Below are 19,833 nucleotides of genomic sequence, written 5' to 3' on the forward strand. Positions count from 1 at the left end.
ATAAGGGACCTTCGGTCCACCCACACGGGGTGGTTAGGGCCTGAGCTGAACGGGTAACCGTGAACGCTAACCGCCGCCAGGAAAAACTGATAACTACTATGCGCGCGTTGGGCTAGCCCGAATGGGAGGTCCGCGCGGCACCACAAAGGAGACGACATGCCCGTCGTAACTATGCGTGAAATGCTGGACTCCGGCGTTCACTTCGGTCACCAGACCCGCCGTTGGAACCCCAAGATGAAGCGTTTCATCCTGACCGAGCGCAACGGCATCTACATCATCGACCTGCAGCAGTCCCTCGCCTTCATCGACAAGGCATACGAGGCTGTTAAGTCGACCGTCGCACACGGTGGCAACATCCTGTTCGTGGGTACCAAGAAGCAGGCTCAGGAAGTTATCGCTGAGCAGGCAACCCGCGTGAACATGCCCTACGTGAACCACCGCTGGCTCGGTGGTATGCTGACCAACTTCAGCACCATCTCCAAGAGCATCGAGCGCATGAAGGAACTCGAGCAGATTGACTTCGACGATGTAGCAGGTTCTCGCTACACCAAGAAGGAACTGCTCCTCATGCGTCGCGAGTTCGAGAAGCTCGAGAAGACCCTCGGCGGTATCCGTAACCTGTCCAAGGTTCCCTCCCTCCTGTGGGTTGTTGACACCAAGAAGGAGCACCTGGCAGTTAACGAGGCTCAGAAGCTGGGCATCCCCGTTGTTGCTATCCTCGACACCAACTGCGACCCCGACGAGGTTGCTTTCCCGATCCCCGGTAACGACGACGCTATCCGCTCCGTCAACCTGCTCACCCGCGTGATTGCTGACGCAGTGGCAGCCGGCCTGATCGAGCGCAACGCTAAGAAGAACGGCAAGGCTGAAGCAGCTGAGGAGCCCATGGCAGCTTGGGAGCGCGAGCTCCTGGAGCAGCACGAGGCTGCACAGGCTGAAGAGGCAGCTAAGTAAGCTTTCTTAGCCCACTAAGCTTTATGCTTTGTGGCCCCCGCCCGCGGGGACCACGTTCGGACGGCGCCCGCCCTGACCTGGGCGCGGCGCCGTCCGCCATATGTACCACCGGGATGTCATCCCGATTTATTACAGCAACACAAGGAGTTCACAATGGCGAACTACACCGCAGCAGACATCAAGGCACTGCGCGAGAAGACCGGCGCAGGTATGCTCGACGTCAAGAAGGCTCTGGACGAGGCTAACGGCGACCAGCAGAAGGCTGCCGAGATCATCCGCGTTAAGGGTCTGAAGGGCATCACCAAGCGCGAGGGTCGCGCAACCGCTGAGGGCCTGGTGGCTGCACGCGTTGAGAACGGCGTTGGCTACATGGTTGAGGTCAACTCCGAGACCGACTTCGTGGCAAAGTCCGACCCCTTCATCGCTTTCGGTCAGAACGTGCTCGAGGCTGCTATTGCTGCTGACGCTTCCACCCTGGAAGAGCTGCAGGCTGCATCCTACGAGGGCAAGACCGTTGAGGAGCTGACCACCGACGCTGGCGCACTGCTGGGCGAGAAGATCGTTGTCCGCCGCATTGCACGCGTTGAGGGCGAGAACGTTGCAGTTTACCTGCACAAGACCTCCAAGGACCTGCCCGCACAGGTCGGCGTTCTGCTGGCTGTTTCCGGTGAGAACACCGAAGAGGTCGCACACGACGTTGCAGTTCACATTGCTGCAATGAGCCCCAAGTACCTGGATTCCGAGTCCATCCCCGCAGACCAGATCGAGACCGAGAAGCGCGTTGCTCGCGAGACCGCAATCGCTGAGGGCAAGCCCGAGAAGATTCTGGACAAGATCGTTGAGGGTCGCCTGAAGGGCTTCTTCAAGGAGAACACCCTGCTCGACCAGGACTTCGCAAAGGACGCAAAGAAGTCTGTTGCACAGGTTCTGTCCGAGGCTGGCGCAACCGCTACCGCATTCGCACGTTTCCGCGTGGGTGCATAAGGACTCGCTGCAGTTCTGTCCTCCCGTATTGCGGGTTCCCGGTAAGGGAAATCGTATGAGGTTGGGATTATAGCCTGAAGCCGGGTAGTCACCACTGGTGGCTACCCGGCTTTGCTGTATCCTTGATAAGGACTAGGCGGCAGGAGTCCGCCCCGATCACCTATAACAACCCCTAGGTAAGCCACTGGAGGAACCATGACCGAAGCTATTTCGCACCCGATTCACCATGACGAGACCGGCCGTCGCCGCGTTTTGCTCAAGCTTTCCGGTGAGGTTTTTGGTGGCGGCGAAGTTGGTATTTCGACCGAGGTCGTGCGCAGCATCGCCAAGCAGATCGCCGCAACCGTTGGCGAAGTTGAGACTTCCATCGTGATTGGTGGCGGCAACTTCTTCCGTGGCGCTGAACTCTCTCAGGCGGGTATGGATCGCTCCCGTGCAGACTACATGGGTATGCTCGGCACCGTGATGAACTCCCTGGCTCTGCAGGACTTCCTGGAGCAGGAGGGTATTGACACCCGTGTTCAGTCGGCTATCACCATGCCGCAGGTTGCTGAGACTTACATTCCTCGCCGCGCGATTCGCCACATGCAGAAGGACCGCGTCGTGATCTTCGGTGCTGGTGCGGGTCTGCCCTACTTCTCCACCGACACTGTGGCTGCTCAGCGCGCCCTGGAAATCCACGCAGATGAGGTTCTGGTGGCTAAGAACGGCGTGGACGGCATCTACACTGCTGACCCGAACAAGGACCCCAACGCTGAGCGCCTGTACAACCTCACCTACGATGAGGCAATGCAGCGCAACATCCGCGTGCTGGATCAGACCGCGTTCTCCCTGTGCCGCGACAACAACGTGACCATGCGTGTGTTCGGCATGCAGGGTGACGGCAACGTGACCCGCGCAATTCTGGGCGAGAAGATGGGTACCCTCGTTACTCGCTAACCCCTAAATTTTTAGGTTTGGGCGTACGGAACGCGCCCTCACACTGTGACCGTGCTCGATAGCGCGGACTTATTCTGGACGGTACCGCGCGGGTAAGCGCTAAAACTCGCTTATGCCCGCCGGTACCGTCTAGACTTATATCAAATACGACGTTCTGCCTCTTTCCCATCGACTTCGCGGTATTCCTCAGGTTTTCGCCTCGGATGCGCCGCGAACCGGTAGGGAAATCATGAAGGCTGAACGCGCACCCACCGACAATTCTGGTACCCCAGAATACCGACAAAGGAGATCCTTTCGTGATCGAAGAAATCCTTGCCGAAGCCGGCGAGAAGATGGAAAAGACCATCGAAGCAACCAAGACTGAGTTCGCTAAGGTCCGCACCGGTCGTGTGAACCCCGCAATCTTCAGCGGCCTGACCGCCGACTACTACGGTGCACCGACCCCGCTGCAGCAGCTGGTGTCCTTCAACGTTGAGGACGCACGTACCGTCAAGATCGTTCCCTTCGACGTGACCGCACTGGCAGCTATCGAGAAGGCTCTGCGTGACTCCGACCTGGGTGTTAACCCCAGCAACGACGGTGCAGCAATCCGCGTTGTCATGCCCGAAATGACCGCTGAGCGCCGTAAGGAATACACCAAGCTCGTCAACCACAAGGCTGAAGAGGCTCGTATCTCCATCCGTAACGTTCGCCGCCACGCTAAGACCGCTATTGACAAGCTGGTCAAGGACAGCGAAATCGGTGAAGACGAAGGCGCACGTGCTGAGAAGGAACTGGACGCACAGACCAAGAAGCACATCGACCAGGTCGACGCACTGTACAAGCACAAGGAAGCTGAACTGCTCGAGGTCTAAACCCTAATGAGTACACGCAAAGAAGCGAAAGAAGAGAGAGGCGCGCCGCCTGCTCCACAGCCGAGCCCGCAGACCGCTACAACGCCGGTGAAGTCACGCAGCGCCAAAGCTGGCCGTAACCTGCCCGCCGCCATTGGTGTGGGCGTTGGTTTCGGCGTGCTATTGGTGCTGGGCCTGATTTACCAGCCGGTTTTTGTTGCGGTCGCTACCGGCGCGGCAGCTTTGGGCACCTGGGAGATCGGGCACGTGCTCAACACCCGCCGCGGCTACGGCATCCCGGAATACCTGCTGGGTGCCCTGTCTGGCGCAATTGTGGTGGTGTCTTTCCTGTTCGGTTTTACCGGGCTGGGCATCGCCCTGGCGGTGAGCCTGCTGGCGCTGCTGCTCTCTTCTGCTCTCGTGCGTGCTGACCGTCAGGTCTCACTGGGTAAGTCTTTGAGCGGTAGCGCCCTGGCTCTGCTGTGGGTGCCGCTGATGCTGGGTATTGCCATGGTCTACTTCCAGACGGACCACGGCGAGCGTGGCATCCTCATGATTCTGCTGATGGCCATCTGCAATGACACGTTCGGCTTTATTGCCGGTGTGAATTGGGGTAAGCACCCGATGGCGCCGAAGATCTCCCCGAAGAAAAGCTGGGAGGGTCTGGCTGGTTCCTTCGTCGGTTCGGCAGTTGTTGGCGCTATCGCCTTGGCGGTCATGGGTTCGCCCTGGTATTGGGCTATTCCGCTGGCGGCGGTCATGGTGGTCGCTTCGACTGCCGGTGACCTGGTTGAGTCCGTGTTCAAGCGCCGTATGGGTGTGAAGGACATGTCGAATATCCTGCCCGGTCACGGCGGCATGATGGATCGCCTGGACTCGATCCTTTTCGCTGCGGCGGCTGGCTGCCTGATTTTCCGGTTTATTATGCCGCTCTAAAGCCTGAAGCTTTTATCGCTTATGGAGGCGGGGCGTTTCTTCCCACGAGTGGGGGAGGGGCGCCCCGCCTTTGTTGTACCCGGTGCATCAGGGGCGTAGGGGACTATATCTAAGATACCGCCCGCCAACCTTGCGCCAGGTAGCCTGAGCATTGGTATTCTTAAAGTTCAATCGTCGAGAGGAGCCACCTTGGCAAGCACCACCCGCGGAGGCGGATTCGCCCGTGCAGCAGAAACCGAACCCGGCTACAAGCGCAGTGAAGTCGACCGCCTGTTCACCCGCCTTGCCGAGGACTACGAGAAGCTCAGCGGAGCCTCCGAACTGCCCGAAGACCTCTACACCTCCCGACGGATCCGCCAGGTCGTCTTCCGTGAAGAACCCGGCGGCTACCAGCTGGATGTGGTCGACCGCGCCCTCGAAAAGATTGAGGAACGCTTCGCCAAGCTCGAACGCAGCCGCTACATTGAGGCGTACGGCCTGGACAACTGGGAACGCTCCCTCGTAGAGACCGGCGAGCTGCTCGCAGGCCGCCTGGAACGCCCCGCCGGTGAGCGTTTCCGCCGCCCCAGCAAACGCCGCCACATGGGCTACTTCGTCGGCGATGTGGACGCCATCTGCGACCGCGTGTACGCCCAGCTCAACAGCGAAGAACCGCTGGACCCCTCCGTGGTGCGCCACGCAAAGTTCCGCCCCGCCTCGGGCACCGTCAGCTACGAGGAATCCCAGGTGGACGCTTTCCTGGACCGCTGCATTGAGCTGCTGCAGGATCTGCTCTAAAACGTATGCATTGAATCCCCCGCCCCGTGTGACAGGGTGGGGGATTCTTCTGCGCTGAGGTCTTTTGCGCTGGGTTTTCTGTGCTGGGGTCGTCTACACTGGGCCTTCTAAGATGAGAGGCGGCGCCAGTACCCGGATCCACCCGCGAGCTCATGAGACACTAGAACCATGAAGTTTGGATCCTCAGCACGAGTCGGCGGCAACCGCGACCGCCTCACCGACGCCCTCACAGAACTCACCCGCGCACCGCAGCGCGTCACCCTCCTCGGCTCAACCGGCTCCATCGGCACCCAAGCCATGGAAGTCATCGACCATCTCGCCGCGCTCAAAGGCACCAGTGCCTCCGCCGCCGACGCACCGCTGAAGGTCGTCGCCCTCTCCGCAGGCTCCCGATCCCTCGAACTGCTCGCACGCCAGGCAGTGCACGTGCGCGCCGAACTGGTCGCCACCAGCGGCACCTCCGACGACGCGCAGCGCCTCCGCGAACTCATCGAAGCGGCAGCCTCCGAAGCAGGCGCCACCGGCTACACCCCGCAAATCGCCCACGGCGCCGAAGCCTCCGTACAAGCGGCAGCACACCCGGCAGACACCGTCCTCAACGGCATCACCGGCTCCATCGGCCTGGAACCGACCCTCACCGCCCTCAACAGCGGCTACCGCGTGGCACTGGCCAACAAGGAATCCCTCATCGCAGGCGGCCCGCTCGTACGCGCCGCCGTCGATGCATCCCCCCTGAACACCCCCATGGTGCCTGTCGACTCCGAACACTCCGCCCTCGCGCAGGCGCTCGCCTCCGGAACCGACGCAGAAATCGACCGACTCATCCTCACCGCATCGGGCGGTCCGTTCCGCGGCTACAAGCGCGAACAGCTGCACGACGTGACCCCCGCGCAGGCGCTCGCACACCCCACCTGGGACATGGGCCTGGTCGTCACCACCAACTCGGCAACCATGGTCAACAAGGCACTCGAAGTGCTTGAGGCACACCACCTGTTCGGCGTGGACCTGGACCGTATTGACGTGGCGGTTCACCCGCAGTCGATCGTGCATTCCATGGTGCAGTTCGTGGACGGCTCGACCATTGCGCAGGCGTCCCCGCCGAGCATGGTTCTGCCCATCGCGCTGGGTCTGACCTGGCCGCACCGCATCCCCGGCGCCGTGCCTGCTTGTGACTGGTCGAAGGCGGCATCCTGGACTTTTGAGCCGCTGGACGAGGAAGCATTCCCCGCCGTGCGAATGATCAAGGACGCCGGTAAGGTCGGCGGCACCCACCCGGCAGTGTTCAACGCCGCCAATGAGGAAGCCGTGGCAGCATTCCATGCGGGCGCGATTCGCTTTACCGACATTGTCGATTCGGTGGCACGCGTGCTGGAGGAGCACACCGGCAGCGCTGAGGCTATCTCCGACTCTGATTTGACGCTGGAGGCTGTGCTGAACGCGGAGCGTTGGGCTCGCGTTCGCGCGAATGAGCTGCTGGGCATGACCGGCAACTAGAAGACGGCTTTCTTCCTGCTTGTGCGGGAAGTACAGCTGTTGCAGGAGGGGCGGTGTTCGTCCTCGTTCCTACAGGGGCACCCGCCCTCGCTTCGCTTCGGGCACCCTGATGTCACTTTCGGACGACGCCGCCCCTCCATTCGTATCCCGGAGGAAATATGCGGCGTGCCATCCCCACCAGCGGGGCGAGGATAAATACCGTCCCCCTTGCCTCCCCCCCCGGCGCATAGTAGGCTAGTGTTCAAAATATGTTCTCTCAAGGGCAAACAACGAAGAGCCCCTGAACGAGCGAACAAAGATGCAGCATATATTTCACGAGGAAGTGCCCACCTATGCGTCGACAGAACACCCTACGAACCCTCGCCGGGGCCCTACTCCCGCTGACCCTGCTGCTTAGCTCCTGCGCCTCCGGGCAGCCCAGTGCCGACTCCTCGGCGTCCGCTAACGCTGAGAAGGCGTATAGCGCCTCCAAGAGCCCTGATAGTCAAGCTATCGAAAAAGTAGAGAACCTCGCCTCACTTTCTGACAATGTTGCCCGTGCCTACCAGCGTTCCCTGAGCCAGTGCATGGCTGAACGAGGTTTCCCGAACTACAAGGTTCCTGCAGGAAAAACTGAAATCTCGCTGCTTCTGCAGGCTGATCTTGAACCTCTCACCGTTGCGGACGCCCGCGCTCGCGGATACGAAGAGCGCTACTCTTTGACTACTACAGCACTGGAAGAGCAGAGCCGTACTATGAGCGAAGCCGAAATGCAGGCTCTTTACGGCACCGAAGGAAAGGGCGGTTGCGAGCAAGAAGCTACCCGTGCAGTCTTCGGTTCAGAAGAATCCCGCGCGACCATACGAAGGGTCCACATTACCGCGGTTCACTACCTCAACAACGACGCAATCTTCAAAGATCTTGGGCCCGCCACCGAGAAGTGGGCACAGTGCATGAAAGAACGCTTCGGAGGAGACTACACCACGCCGGTTATGGGTCGCGAACAGTACCGCCAGAACAACCAGGACACCCACGAACTGGCAATCAACGATGCGACCTGCCGTGAAGCAACCGAGCTGGATGCCGAACAGCGAAAGATTGCTATCGCTTACCTGAGTTCTTTCCTCGAAAAGGAGCAGGGTCTCATCGAGCAGGTGACCACGATTAAGAAAACTGCTGAAGAGAATGCCCGAAAGATTCTGAGCTAATCCTGCGGACTATCCAGAACAGGCATACAGAGTAGCTACAACAGCTACACCTCGTCACAGCGTATTGTGCCCGGCACGTATCCCCGTGCCGGGCATAAACTAACCCCACACGGCATCGCCGCCTAAGCCCAAACGGCACAGACAACAGCGTTCCCGTACGCGCACCCAAAGAAGGGACACCATGAGCGCCACCCCCACCCGCCAGAAGAAAACCCTCTGGCTCTACGGCATTATCGCCCTGCTTCTCATCATCACCGTCGGCACGCTCATCAGCGCCCAAAACATCAAAACCACCGCCCAAAAAGACGCGGAAGCGGCACCCCCGGACCCCTCCACCATCACCGCCACGGTCACCCGCGAAAAACTGCGCACCACTGTGCCCCTGACCTGCACCGCGAACTACGCCACCTCAACCCCGCTACGCTACAGCGGCGAAGGGCAGTACACCGCAATCACCATCAAACACGGTGACACCGTCGGCAACGGCACCCTCATCGCAGAAGTCAACGGTGAACCTCTCATCACCCTCACCGGCGGCTTCGCGCTCTACCGCGACCTCAAACTCGACGATAGCGGCCCCGACGCCGCGCTCCTCAACGAGGCACTGACCGCCATGGGACGCCAGGGCCCGCAGCCCGCGCGCATCACCAAAGACACCTACGAGGCTCTCAACAACCTCCTCGACAGCCTCGGCTACCCGCACATCAAGACTGACCAGCCCATTCCCTCCCGCTACTTCCTCATCATCAACCGTGCCGGAGTTGTCACCGGCAACCCCCGCGCAACCGGCGCTATCGCAGACGGTCCCGTAGCCACCATCGCAGAAGGTAGCAAGACCCTCAGCTGCACCGGAACCACCGGCAGGCTCACCCCCGAAGCCCGTAGCGGTCAGAAGGTAACCGTGCCCTCCCTCGGTGATGCTGAGTACGTCGCAACCCTCGGATACAAGAACACCACCGAAGCCGCCGGTGCCGCAGGCAACAGCCAGGCCGGTCGTCAGGCCAATGGCGCAGAAGGCGCGGCTGGCTCCAACCTCAACGGCGCAGCCGGTGCGGCAGGAAGCACCGAAGGGGAACGCATCCTCACCCTCGACGTAGGGGATAAGGCGGACAGCCTCCGAGGCGCCGTCAACGCGGAACTCACCCTCGAAGAAACCCCCGAAGCGCACCTGGTCGTGCCCTCATCGGCGCTCTACACCCGTGACGGACAGACCCGAGTCATCGTGCTCGGCCCCGAAAGCTCCAACGGATCGAAGGCCCGCGAAGAACGCGAGGTAACCGTTACCGTCATCAGCAACGCCAACGGCAAGAACGCCGTCACCGGTGACTTGCACGAAGGCGACAGCATCAAAATCATGCGCGAGAAAAAGTAGGGAGTAGCCATGACTGACTCCCGCGCCGATCACGCGCACCCACCAGCCTATAGCGTCGATATTCAGGGAGTGTCCCAGCACTTTATGCAGGGTGACACTCGAATTGACGTGCTCAAAAATATTGACCTGAAAGTCCGCTACGGAGAAGTCGTCGCAATCCTGGGACCGTCCGGCAGCGGCAAATCAACCCTGCTGAACATCCTCGGTCTGCTCAGCACGCCCGCCTCCGGCAGCTACCTGCTGGACGGTACAGACACCGCAACCTTCAACGCGGCACAGCGAGCTGAAGCGCGCCTGGACAGCATCGGTTTCGTCTTCCAGGCGTTCCACCTCATCGAGCATAAGAACGTGTACCGCAACGTTGAGCTACCGCTCATCTACCGTGGCGTGCCCAAAGCGGAACGAACGCAACGTGTTGAAGACACTCTCGCCCTGCTGGGGTTGAGCCACCGAACGGATGCACCCATCACCACTCTCTCAGGCGGTGAAAAGCAGCGTGTGGCTATTGCTCGTGCGCTCATTGGGGAACCGGCGTTGTTGCTCTGTGATGAGCCGACCGGCTCGCTGGATGAAGAGCTCACCCGTGAAGTCATTGATCTGCTCCGTGAATGTACGGGTGACCAGCAAAGCACGATTGTGATTACTCACGACCCGCTCGTGGCGGAGCACTGCGACCGGGTGCTACGTATGCACGAGGGGCAACTCATCGAGCAGGATGCACAGCGGCAGGAAGAAACGACCGCCCGCGCGTCTCTGAACCTGCCTAGCTTTGCTGAGGAGCAAACATCTAAGCCACAGAGCAGTGGTCGTGCACCTTGGGCGCTCGCCTCCCTCAAAGAAGCCTGGGACGCTACCGTGCACCGGGTGAGGCGCAATATCTTCACCATGCTTGGTGTGGTGCTGGGTATCGCTTCGCTCGTGCTGACCGTTGGTCTGACCGCCACCATTTCTGGGCAGTTGGCTGACAGCTTCGACATTTTTAGGGCTAAGCACCTGACGATAAGCTCGACCCGAACCGAATCCATGAGCCGCACTGAACTCTTGAGCCTGGCGGCAAGTGAGAACTACCGGCGTGTTAGCCAGCTGAACGGAGTGACCGGTACCGCGCTGGTGGATCAGCTGTATGAATCCGCAGATATTCAGCGCGGTCCAGACAACTTCGGTGAGCGCGGTGCTAACGTGACGGCTGCCGTCCGTGCGGCAACCCCCAGCATCTTTAGCGTGCAGGGTCATGAACTGGTGTGGGGCCGCACTTTCGACGAGGGGCATGTGGAGCGGAACGATAAGGTTGTGGTGCTCAGTGAAAGCGTGATGCGCCAGCTCGGACTACCCTATAGCCCCGGAGTTACGGTCTATATTCACGATGAGCCGTACACCGTCATCGGTGTGGTGCGGGAGAATCCCTCGCTGACTCTGTCGTACGGTTCGGTCTACCTGCCTCTGGGCGCGAAGCCTGGTGCCGATGTTGAAGAAGCGCAGCCCGCTGCCGGTGGCGGTGCGGCGCAGACCGGTAAGCGTTCCACTCAGATTGTGGTGAGTACTGTTGCCGGTGCCGCAAACCAGATTGCGGAGGAAGCACCGTACGCGCTCTCGCCGGAACGTCCAGCCCTGTATAGCGTGAGTGTTCCGCCCGAGCCGAAGACCCTTCGTGAGGCTGTCGACCAGCAGCAACGCACGATGCTTCTTGCGATGAGCGTTATTACCCTCGTGATTGGTGCGATGGGCATTATGAATACGTTCTTGGTTGCGGTGATGGAGCGTCGCCGTGAGGTTGGTTTGCGTCTGGCTATTGGTATGCGCCCTTCGGGTATTCTGCTGCAGTTCTCGGCGGAGGCGTTGCTGACCGGCATCCTGGGCGCTGTGGCTGGTATTGTGCTGGCGGTTAACGGCATCTCGATTGTGTCTTTGATGAACCGTTGGACGCCGATTATTAGTGCCGACACTATTCTGCTGGGCCTGGGCGCTGGTGCGCTGGTTGGCGTGTTGGCTGGTCTGTACCCGGCGGCGAAGGCTTCGCGTATTGATCCGGCACAGACCCTGGCGGCAGGCTAGTCGTTGAGGAAGGCGTGGAGGGGCGGTGTCGTCCGAAAGTGACATCAGGGTGCCCGAAGCGAAGCGAGGGCGGGTGCCCCTGTAGGAACGAGGACGAACACCACCCCTCCTCATCTATCCCAGACAAACCCCACCCAAGCCAGCAGCCCCTCCGGAAAGCGGGGGAGGGCGCCTTCACAGGCTAAGCGAGTATCCTAGAAGCTTCGTATCCCCGAACCGAAACGAGAAAAAGCGTGGAAATCCTGCTGTACGCTGTGGGCATTATCCTCATGGCAATCGCTATTGCCGTCTCGATTGCCCTGCACGAGGTGGGGCATCTGGTGCCCGCGAAGCTGTTCAATGTGCGCGTCCCGCAGTACATGATTGGCTTCGGTAAGACCGTGTTCTCTTTCCGCCGCGGTGAGACTGAGTACGGTTTCAAGGCGATCCCGTTGGGCGGCTACATTTCGATGATTGGCATGTACCCGCCGAGCCCTGCTGAGGTGAAGGAGCACCATGAGGAGGGCCATTCGGGCAGTACCAGCCCGTTTGCCTCCATGGCTGAGGAGGCGCGTGCGGCGGATGCTGAGCGCCTGAAGCCCGGTGATGAGGACCGCCTGTTCTATAAGTTGCCGGTGCTCAAGCGCATGGTGATTATGCTGGGTGGCCCGACCATGAACCTGCTGATTGGTGTGGTCTGCACGGCTATTTTGGTGTGCGGTTTCGGTACGGCGCAGGTGACGAATAAGGTGTCAGCGGTGTCTGAATGCGTGCCGAGCGTGAACGTCACTCATGATTCGATTAGCTATGGCGAGTGTACGGATAAGTCCACCCCGTCGCCTGCGAAGGCTGCTGGTGTGCAGGTGGGTGACCGTGTGGTTGCTGTGAATGGTGCGTCGACGGGTTCGTGGGAGGCTGTGTCTTCGGCGATTCGTGCGGCGGGTTCTCACCCGAGCACTTTGACGGTGGAGCGTAATGGTCAGCGTCTGGATTTGTCGGTGACTCCGGTTGAGATGATTCGCCCGGTTTCTGATGGTAAGGGCCAGTATGCGCGTGCTGCGGATGGTTCGATTGCGACGACTCGCGGCGGTTTTGTGGGTGTTTCGCCGTCGAGTGAGTTGGTGCCGGGTTCTATTACTGAGGTGCCTGCGATGGTGGGCGATACGCTCTCTCGTGTGGGTTCGTCGATGCTTTCGTTGCCGCAGCGTGTGTGGGAGTTGACGGTGACTTTGGTGACTGGTGGTGAGCGTAGCGCCGAGTCGCCGGTGTCTGTGGTTGGTGTGAGTCGTATTGCCGGTGAGGTGACGGCTACTGACCGTATTGATGTGAAGGCGAAGGCAGCGATGTTGGTCTCGCTGGTGGCGAATATGAATTTGATGCTTTTTGCGTTTAATCTGATTCCGCTTCTGCCTCTGGATGGTGGCCACGTGTTGGGTGCGCTCTGGGAGGGTGTGCGTCGTTTCTTTGCACGTTTGACTGGGCGTAAGGATCCGGGTCCGTTTGATCCGGTGAAGTTGTTGCCGTTGACGTATGCGGTGGCGGGCGCATTTATTGTGATGTCTATCATTCTGATTGTGGCGGATATTGTTAAGCCCATCACCCTGTTTTAGTGTGTTGTTACGCGCGGTAAGGGTACCCGTATTAGTGCTTTCTTTCGCGTCAGTGGCACAATAAAAAGTTGAACGAAGGATGCGTCGTACGTCCTTCATAACCCATGTATGGAGGAAAACCTTGTCGGTCAGCCTTGGTATGCCGAAGCCCGCTCCCGCGGTTCTGTCCCCGCGTCGTAAGACTCGCCAGTTTAAGGTGGGTTCTGTCGGTGTTGGTTCTGAATCTCCGATTTCGGTGCAGTCGATGACGACCACTAAGACCCACGACATTGGTGCGACTCTGCAGCAGATTGCTGAGTTGACCGCTGCCGGTTGCGATATTGTGCGTGTGGCGTGCCCGACCGATAAGGATGCGGAGGCTCTGCCCATTATTGCGAAGCAGTCCCGTATTCCGGTGATTGCTGATATTCACTTCCAGCCGAAGTACGTGTATGCGGCTATTCAGGCTGGTTGCGGTGCTGTGCGTGTGAACCCGGGTAATATCCGTAAGTTCGACGACCAGGTGAAGGAAATCGCTCAGATGGCTTCGGACCACGGCGTTTCTCTGCGTATTGGTGTGAACGCTGGTTCGCTGGATAAGCGTCTGTTGGAGAAGTACGGTAAGGCTACTCCGGAGGCTCTGGTTGAGTCTGCTGTGTGGGAGGCTTCGCTCTTTGAGGAGCACGGTTTCCGCGATTTCAAGATTTCTGTGAAGCATAATGACCCTGTGGTGATGGTGGAGGCGTACCGTCAGCTGGCTGAGCGCGGTGACTGGCCCCTGCACTTGGGTGTGACTGAGGCTGGTCCGGCGTTCCAGGGCACTATTAAGAGCTCGGTGGCGTTCGGTACTCTGCTGTCTCAGGGTATTGGCGATACTATTCGCGTGTCGCTGTCTGCTCCTCCGGTTGAGGAGGTGAAGGTGGGCACCAAGATCCTGGAGTCGCTGAACCTTCGCCCCCGCAAGCTGGATATCGTTTCGTGCCCGTCGTGTGGTCGTGCGCAGGTGAACGTGTGGGAACTTGCTGAGAACGTGACTAAGGGCCTGGAGCATATGAAGGTTCCGCTGCGTGTTGCCGTGATGGGTTGCGTAGTGAACGGTCCGGGTGAGGCTCGTGAGGCTGACCTGGGTGTGGCGTCCGGTAACGGTAAGGGCCAGATTTTCGTGAAGGGTGAGGTCATTAAGACCGTGCCTGAGGATCAGATCGTTGAGACTCTGATTGAAGAGGCTACCCGTATTGCTGCTGAGATGGAGGCTTCGGGCGAGTATGTTCCCGAGGGTTCCCCGGCTGTTTCGGTGAGCTAGTTAGCTTTTGTGTGCGGAGGCGTCCTGGTGAGGGGCGCCTCCGCGCTTTTCCGGTTATGTCCGGTTATGGTGGTGGCAGGCTTGGTGCTTGCCGCTGCCGGTTGTGGCCGCATGATCCGGCTACCTTTTCGGGGTTACATGTCCCCGTGTTTTCACTCAATTTTTATCGCTCATTCTCTATCACTCAACACGTCATGTTCACTCTTTTTTCTCGCCGCTGTAAGGGTAATCGTGCCCGGTGTGCTGCTATTTCGTCGATGGATTCTTCCCCTATGCGTAATCGCGTGAAGGAACACGTTTTTGCTTTGGATACTCGGTGGTGTGATGAATTGGAGGAGGTCCTGTTCAGTGACCCGGTCCCGAATCTGTACTCCATTGAGCATTATTTGGCGTGCCCTCTTCCGGTGAGGGCCCCGCGTATTCCGATGCACTACTATCAGGGTTTTGTGGGGTGTGAGCGCGATGGGCAGTTGTGCTGTGTGTTGCTGTTGGGTTCGAATGTGGTGCCGGTGCGATTGTGTGGTGCCGCAGTTGAACATGCTGAACACGATGCGGATTCTCATGGCGCTGAATCGCCGGATGCCTCCTCCCTGGATGCGACGGCGCTCGCGCATCGTGACGCGCTGGCTCAGCTGCTGCTGCAGGTGGGTTCTCGCCTGGATTCTATGTTCGGTGAGAGCGCCTTCGTGATGCCCCTGTGGACGCGTATGCAGGAGCTGTGCGAGCAGAGCCGAGGCGGTAAGAGCCCGCTACTGCAGATGCAGCAGCCGAGCCTGCGTGACGGTTGCGATCATCGTGCGCGGGTTCTGTCGGAGCGCCCCAATCAGCCGTTGCTGTATTTGCCGCCGGAGAAGGACCTCGCCCGCTTCTACGAGGCGGAGCTTCCTGAGCTGCCGGCGCACCTGCCAGAGCCCATCAAACCCAGGCCCCTCAAGCCGGGGGAGAGCCCCGCCGCTGCTTTCCAACTCAGCGGTGAGACTGCCGGGTATGCGCGCCTTGCCACCTCCGCGGACCTGGAGGAGCTTCTGCCCGCCGCAGCCGCCATGTTCACCGAGGAGGTCGGCTTTGACCCGATTGCCCGCTACGGGGAGGGCTACGCGGCGCGCCTGCGCACGCTCATCGCCGGTCAGCGCAGCGCCATTGTCACCGATGTGAATGGGCGCGTCATCTTCAAGGCGGATGCGGGCATCGTGAACCTGGACGCCGCGCAGGTGCAGGGCGTGTGGCTGCACCCGGACTACCGCGGCTACGGTCTGGCTAAGCCGTTCTTCACTGCCGCCGCGCAGATTCTACAGCACCGCTACCCGCACTTGAGCCTGTACGTGAACGACTACAACGCCCGCGCTCTTGCCATGTACCGGGGGACCGGTTGGGAGCAGATCGGGCAGTTCTCGACCATCATTTTTGAGCGCTAAACACGCCGAACCCTAAAACGCTATAAAATTAAAGACGACTGTGCCTTTTTCGCGGCTTACCCGGTGAGCCGTGGGCACCCTATTTAAACCTATCGACCTTTCAAGGAGAATCGTGGTACTTCGCCTTTCCAACCTCTTCGTGCGCACTCTGCGCGAGGACCCCGTAGACGCTGAGGTCGCCAGCCACAAGCTGCTGGTCCGTGCCGGTTACATCCGCCGCGCAGCCCCCGGCGTGTACACCTGGCTGCCCCTGGGCCTGAAGGTACTGCGCAAGGTCGAGAACATCGTCCGCGAAGAGATGGACGCCATTGGCGCGCAGGAAGTCCACTTCCCCGCGCTGCTGCCCCGCGAACCCTACGAGGCAACCAACCGCTGGGATGAGTACGGCGATAACCTCTTCCGCCTCAAAGACCGTAAGGGTGCAGACATGCTGCTGGCACCCACCCACGAGGAAATGTTCACCCTGCTGGTGAAGGACCTGTACTCCTCCTACAAGGACCTGCCGCTGTCCCTGTACCAGATTCAGACCAAGTACCGCGATGAGGCACGCCCCCGCGCGGGTCTGCTACGCGGCCGCGAGTTCGTCATGAAGGACTCCTACTCCTTCAACATTGACGACGAGGGCCTGAACGAGGCGTACATGGCGCACCGTGCCGCCTACCAGCGCATCTTCGAGCGCCTGGGTCTGGAGATTGTCATTGTGACCGCACAGTCCGGCGCGATGGGTGGCTCCCGCAGTGAAGAGTTCCTGCACCCGACCCCCATCGGCGAGGACACCTTCGTGCGTTCCGCGGGCGGCTACGCGGCAAACGTTGAGGCCGTCACCACCGTGGTTCCCGAGGAAATCGAAATCACCGAGGACACCCCGGTAGCAATCGTTGTGGACACCCCCGACTCCGCCACCATTGAGTCCCTGGTGGAGCGCATGAACGAACTGCACTCCGAGGTAACCGGTGGCACCCTGGAAGCTTCGCAGACCCTCAAGTGCTTCCTGGGCACCGTCATCACCCCCTCCGGCGAGCGTAAGGTCTTCGCCGTGGGCGTTCCCGGCGACCGTGCCGTGGACCTGGGCCGCGTTGAGGTCAACATCGGCGCCCTGCTGGGAATCGGCGGCGAGGTTGAGGTTGAGGCAGCCAGCGAAGAGGACCTGAAGGCATACCCGCAGCTGGTCAAGGGCTACATTGGCCCCGGCCTGAGCCTGGACGCGCCCCTGCTCGGCGCGCACACCGAGGCCGAGGATGCGGTGGCTTCCGCAACCGGCATTCCCTTCTTCGTTGACCCCCGCGTGGTGCGCGGTACCCGCTGGGTGACCGGCGCAAACGAAGAGGGCAAGCACGTGGCGAACCTGGTCTTCGGCCGCGACTTCACCGCCGACGGCGTGATTGAGGCGTGCGAGGTGCGCGAAGGCGACCCGGCACCGGACGGCTCCGGCGAGCTGGTGGCAGCCCGCGGCATCGAGATGGGCCACATCTTCGCCCTGGGCCGCAAGTACGCTGAGGCACTGGGCCTGAAGGTCTTGGACCAGAACGGCAAGCTACAGACCGTGACCATGGGCTCCTACGGCGTGGGTGTGACCCGCGCACTGGCTGCTATCGCCGAGGGCAACCACGACGAGAAGGGCCTGATCTGGCCGCGTAACCTGGCACCGGCAGACGTGCACATCGTCATCACCGGCAAGGACGCAGCATCCCACGAGTACGCTGAAGAGCTCAGCGCATCCCTGGAATCCGCCGGCCTGCAGGTCATGCTGGACGACCGCCCGAAGACCAGCCCCGGCGTGAAGTTCGGCGACGCCGAGCTGCTGGGTGTGCCCACCATCCTGGTGATTGGTCGCGGCTTCAAGGACGGCGTGCTGGAACTGAAGGACCGCCGCAGCGGTGAGGCTCGCGAGGTGTCCGTCGAGAACGCGGTGGCTGAGGTCATCGCTGAGGTGCGCGGCGCCTAAGGCACGCCACTAGCCCGCAGAGACGTAAAACCGTCGCCACCTGCCCTGCCTCCCAAGAGGTGGGGCGGGGTAGCGGCGGAAGAATGAAAGAAGAGAACTATGGCATATAAGCCGAAGCGTTCTGGCTCTAAGAAGAGCGCCCCGAATGCGCGCGCTCGCCGTGCCGCATCCCGCGTGGCGAATGGTGTGAACGTTCCCCGCACTCGCGCTGAGAGCGAGCCCGTGGTGGAGGCACCGGTGCGCGTGGGTACCCGCGCGATTCGTGAGGAAGAGGTTGCCGAAGCGATTGCCCCGGTTATCTCCGAGTTCTCGCTGGTGCTGGAGGGTCTGAAGATTTCGGGCCCGGCGGCGAACCGCACCGTGAAGATTACGGTGGACTACACCGCTGAGCGTACCGATTCGCTGTCGCTGGATTCCCTCGCGGAGATTTCCGGTGCGATTTCGAGCGCCCTGGACCGTGCGGATGAGAACGACGAGTTCTTCCCCTACGAGCTGGAGGTGTCCTCGCCCGGCGCTACCCGCGCCCTGACCGAGCGCCGCCACTGGGAACGTGCCCGTACCCGCCTGATCGCGGTCACCGCACCCGACGGTACCGAGTACCTGGCGCGTCTGCACGAGGTGCAGGATGAAGGTCCGGTGCTGGCTCGTAAGAAGAACACGAAGAAGGGTCAGAAGGAGTCGTACCACGAGCCGAGCTTGCTTCCTTGGGAAAATATTGCTTCTGCTCACGTCGAGATTGACTTCAATTCGCCCGCTGAGCCGGTAGAATAGAGTTATTAAAGCTTCAGGCACGGGGTGTTCCGTGCCAGGTATATACCGTTCGGGAGCCGGGGCGCATTGAGCGTCCCGGCGCCGTGCTAACTGGGAAAGGCTGAAAAGCGTGGAGGATATTAAAACTATTGACCTGGGCGCACTGCGCGCATTGGCGAAGCAGCGCTCTCTCGTCATGGAGGAGCTCTTCACCCTGGTTGAGAACGCCCTGCTGCTTGCGTACATGAAGCAGCCCGGCGCTATTAAGGGCTCTCGTGCCGTCATCGACCACACCACCGGCGAGTTCGTCATTCTGGCTCCTGAGCTTGATGAGGACAACCAGAAGATTGACGAGTTCGACGATACCCCGAACAACTTTGGCCGTATCGCTGCCGCAACCGTCCGTCAGGTGCTTTCGCAGCGTCTGCGTGACGCTGAGGACGCATCCGTTCTGGGCGAGTTCAAGGACCGTGAGGGCACCCTGGTGTCCGGCGTGATTCAGCAGGGCAACAACCCGCGTATGGTTCAGGTTGACCTGGGCACCGTTGAAGCTGTTCTGCCCAGCAATGAGCAGGTTCCGGGCGAGAAGTACCCGCACGGCTCCCGCCTGCGCGCCTACCTGGTTGAGGCTCGCCGCGGCCCCAAGGGTCCCTCGATTGTGGTTTCTCGTTCGCACCCGAACCTGGTTCTGCGCCTGTTCGAGCACGAGGTTCCCGAAATCTCTGAGGGCCTGGTTTCCATTAACTCCATCGCACGTGAAGCTGGTCACCGCTCCAAGATTGCTGTGTCCGCGAAGAACCCGACCATTAACGCTAAGGGTGCGTGTATCGGCGATATGGGTGCCCGCGTGCGTGCGGTTGCTGCCGAGCTGAACGACGAGAAGATTGACATTGTCGACTACTCGACCGATCCGGCAACCTTCATCGCTGCGGCGCTGTCCCCGGCGAAGGTCACCGAGGTCATTATCGCGAACCCGCGTGAGTACTCCGCTCGTGCTGTGGTCCCGGATGATCAGCTGTCCCTGGCTATCGGCCGTGAGGGCCAGAATGCACGTCTGGCAGCGAAGCTGACCGGCTGGCGTATCGATATTCTCTCCGAGTCCAAGTACGCTCAGGTTCGTGCCGAGGAAGAGGTAGCAGCACGCGTGGCTCGTAGCCTGGCTGAAGAAGCAGCAGAAGAGTCCGCACAGGACGCTGAATAAGCATTAGCCCCGGTGAGGGGCGTATCCCTTTGATGCAGGCGCAGGATATTGGGCAGTAACGTGCCCGGTATTCTTGCGCCTGCGTCACAGTTTTGCCCATGATTCTTAAAAACGGGATACACT

General features: G+C 60.5%; 16 protein-coding genes. All 16 read left to right on the forward strand.

The window, feature by feature from the left end; genetic code table 11:
- Nucleotides 1-156 precede the first annotated feature (156 nt).
- Nucleotides 157-954, forward strand: coding sequence for a 30S ribosomal protein S2 (gene rpsB / locus HMPREF2779_RS00470; RefSeq protein WP_005508818.1), 798 nt, complete (start codon nt 157-159; stop codon nt 952-954).
- A 153-nt stretch (nt 955-1,107) separates the two neighbouring features.
- Nucleotides 1,108-1,938 (forward strand): translation elongation factor Ts, encoded by an 831-nt coding sequence (gene tsf, locus HMPREF2779_RS00475; RefSeq protein ID WP_070684857.1) that lies wholly within the window; start codon nt 1,108-1,110, stop codon nt 1,936-1,938.
- 195 nt (nt 1,939-2,133) lie between these two features.
- Nucleotides 2,134-2,877, forward strand: a complete 744-nt coding sequence (pyrH, locus tag HMPREF2779_RS00480) for a UMP kinase (protein ID WP_070684859.1) — start codon at nt 2,134-2,136, stop codon at nt 2,875-2,877.
- Nucleotides 2,878-3,173: 296 nt separating this feature from the next.
- A complete protein-coding gene (gene frr, locus HMPREF2779_RS00485) occupies nt 3,174-3,731 on the forward strand; it encodes a ribosome recycling factor (protein ID WP_049350195.1) in 558 nt (185 codons plus the stop codon).
- Between the two features lie 87 nt (nt 3,732-3,818).
- Entirely contained in the window at nt 3,819-4,646 is an 828-nt protein-coding gene (locus HMPREF2779_RS00490; protein WP_233992155.1) for a phosphatidate cytidylyltransferase, read from the forward strand.
- Nucleotides 4,647-4,835: 189 nt separating this feature from the next.
- Nucleotides 4,836-5,423, forward strand: coding sequence for a cell division protein DivIVA (locus HMPREF2779_RS00495; protein ID WP_049341682.1), 588 nt, complete (start codon nt 4,836-4,838; stop codon nt 5,421-5,423).
- A gap of 168 nt (nt 5,424-5,591) precedes the next feature.
- Nucleotides 5,592-6,917: a 1-deoxy-D-xylulose-5-phosphate reductoisomerase gene (gene dxr / locus HMPREF2779_RS00500; protein WP_105360548.1), complete on the forward strand. Its 1,326-nt coding sequence runs from the start codon at nt 5,592-5,594 to the stop codon at nt 6,915-6,917.
- A 332-nt stretch (nt 6,918-7,249) separates the two neighbouring features.
- Entirely contained in the window at nt 7,250-8,104 is an 855-nt protein-coding gene (locus HMPREF2779_RS00505) for a chromosome partitioning protein ParA (RefSeq protein WP_105360549.1), read from the forward strand.
- A gap of 181 nt (nt 8,105-8,285) precedes the next feature.
- The gene (locus tag HMPREF2779_RS00510) at nt 8,286-9,476 is read left to right on the forward strand and encodes an efflux RND transporter periplasmic adaptor subunit (RefSeq protein WP_105360550.1); all 1,191 of its coding nucleotides are present in this window, start codon (nt 8,286-8,288) and stop codon (nt 9,474-9,476) included.
- 9 nt (nt 9,477-9,485) lie between these two features.
- Nucleotides 9,486-11,528, forward strand: a complete 2,043-nt coding sequence (locus HMPREF2779_RS00515) for an ABC transporter ATP-binding protein/permease (RefSeq protein ID WP_105360551.1) — start codon at nt 9,486-9,488, stop codon at nt 11,526-11,528.
- 233 nt (nt 11,529-11,761) lie between these two features.
- Entirely contained in the window at nt 11,762-13,117 is a 1,356-nt protein-coding gene (locus HMPREF2779_RS00520; protein WP_105360552.1) for a M50 family metallopeptidase, read from the forward strand.
- A gap of 139 nt (nt 13,118-13,256) precedes the next feature.
- Entirely contained in the window at nt 13,257-14,399 is a 1,143-nt protein-coding gene (gene ispG, locus HMPREF2779_RS00525; RefSeq protein ID WP_044142245.1) for a flavodoxin-dependent (E)-4-hydroxy-3-methylbut-2-enyl-diphosphate synthase, read from the forward strand.
- 257 nt (nt 14,400-14,656) lie between these two features.
- Nucleotides 14,657-15,814 (forward strand): GNAT family N-acetyltransferase, encoded by a 1,158-nt coding sequence (locus tag HMPREF2779_RS00530; protein WP_233992158.1) that lies wholly within the window; start codon nt 14,657-14,659, stop codon nt 15,812-15,814.
- Nucleotides 15,815-15,926: 112 nt separating this feature from the next.
- Nucleotides 15,927-17,759: a proline--tRNA ligase gene (locus HMPREF2779_RS00535; protein ID WP_070684875.1), complete on the forward strand. Its 1,833-nt coding sequence runs from the start codon at nt 15,927-15,929 to the stop codon at nt 17,757-17,759.
- Between the two features lie 99 nt (nt 17,760-17,858).
- Complete coding sequence (rimP, locus tag HMPREF2779_RS00540; protein ID WP_105360554.1) at nt 17,859-18,530, forward strand: ribosome maturation factor RimP; 672 nt, start codon at nt 17,859-17,861, stop codon at nt 18,528-18,530.
- Nucleotides 18,531-18,639: 109 nt separating this feature from the next.
- Entirely contained in the window at nt 18,640-19,710 is a 1,071-nt protein-coding gene (gene nusA, locus HMPREF2779_RS00545) for a transcription termination factor NusA (RefSeq protein ID WP_070684879.1), read from the forward strand.
- Nucleotides 19,711-19,833 lie beyond the last annotated feature (123 nt).

It is taken from the genome of Rothia sp. HMSC069C03 (assembly GCF_001811075.1).
Lineage (GTDB): Bacteria > Actinomycetota > Actinomycetes > Actinomycetales > Micrococcaceae > Rothia > Rothia mucilaginosa.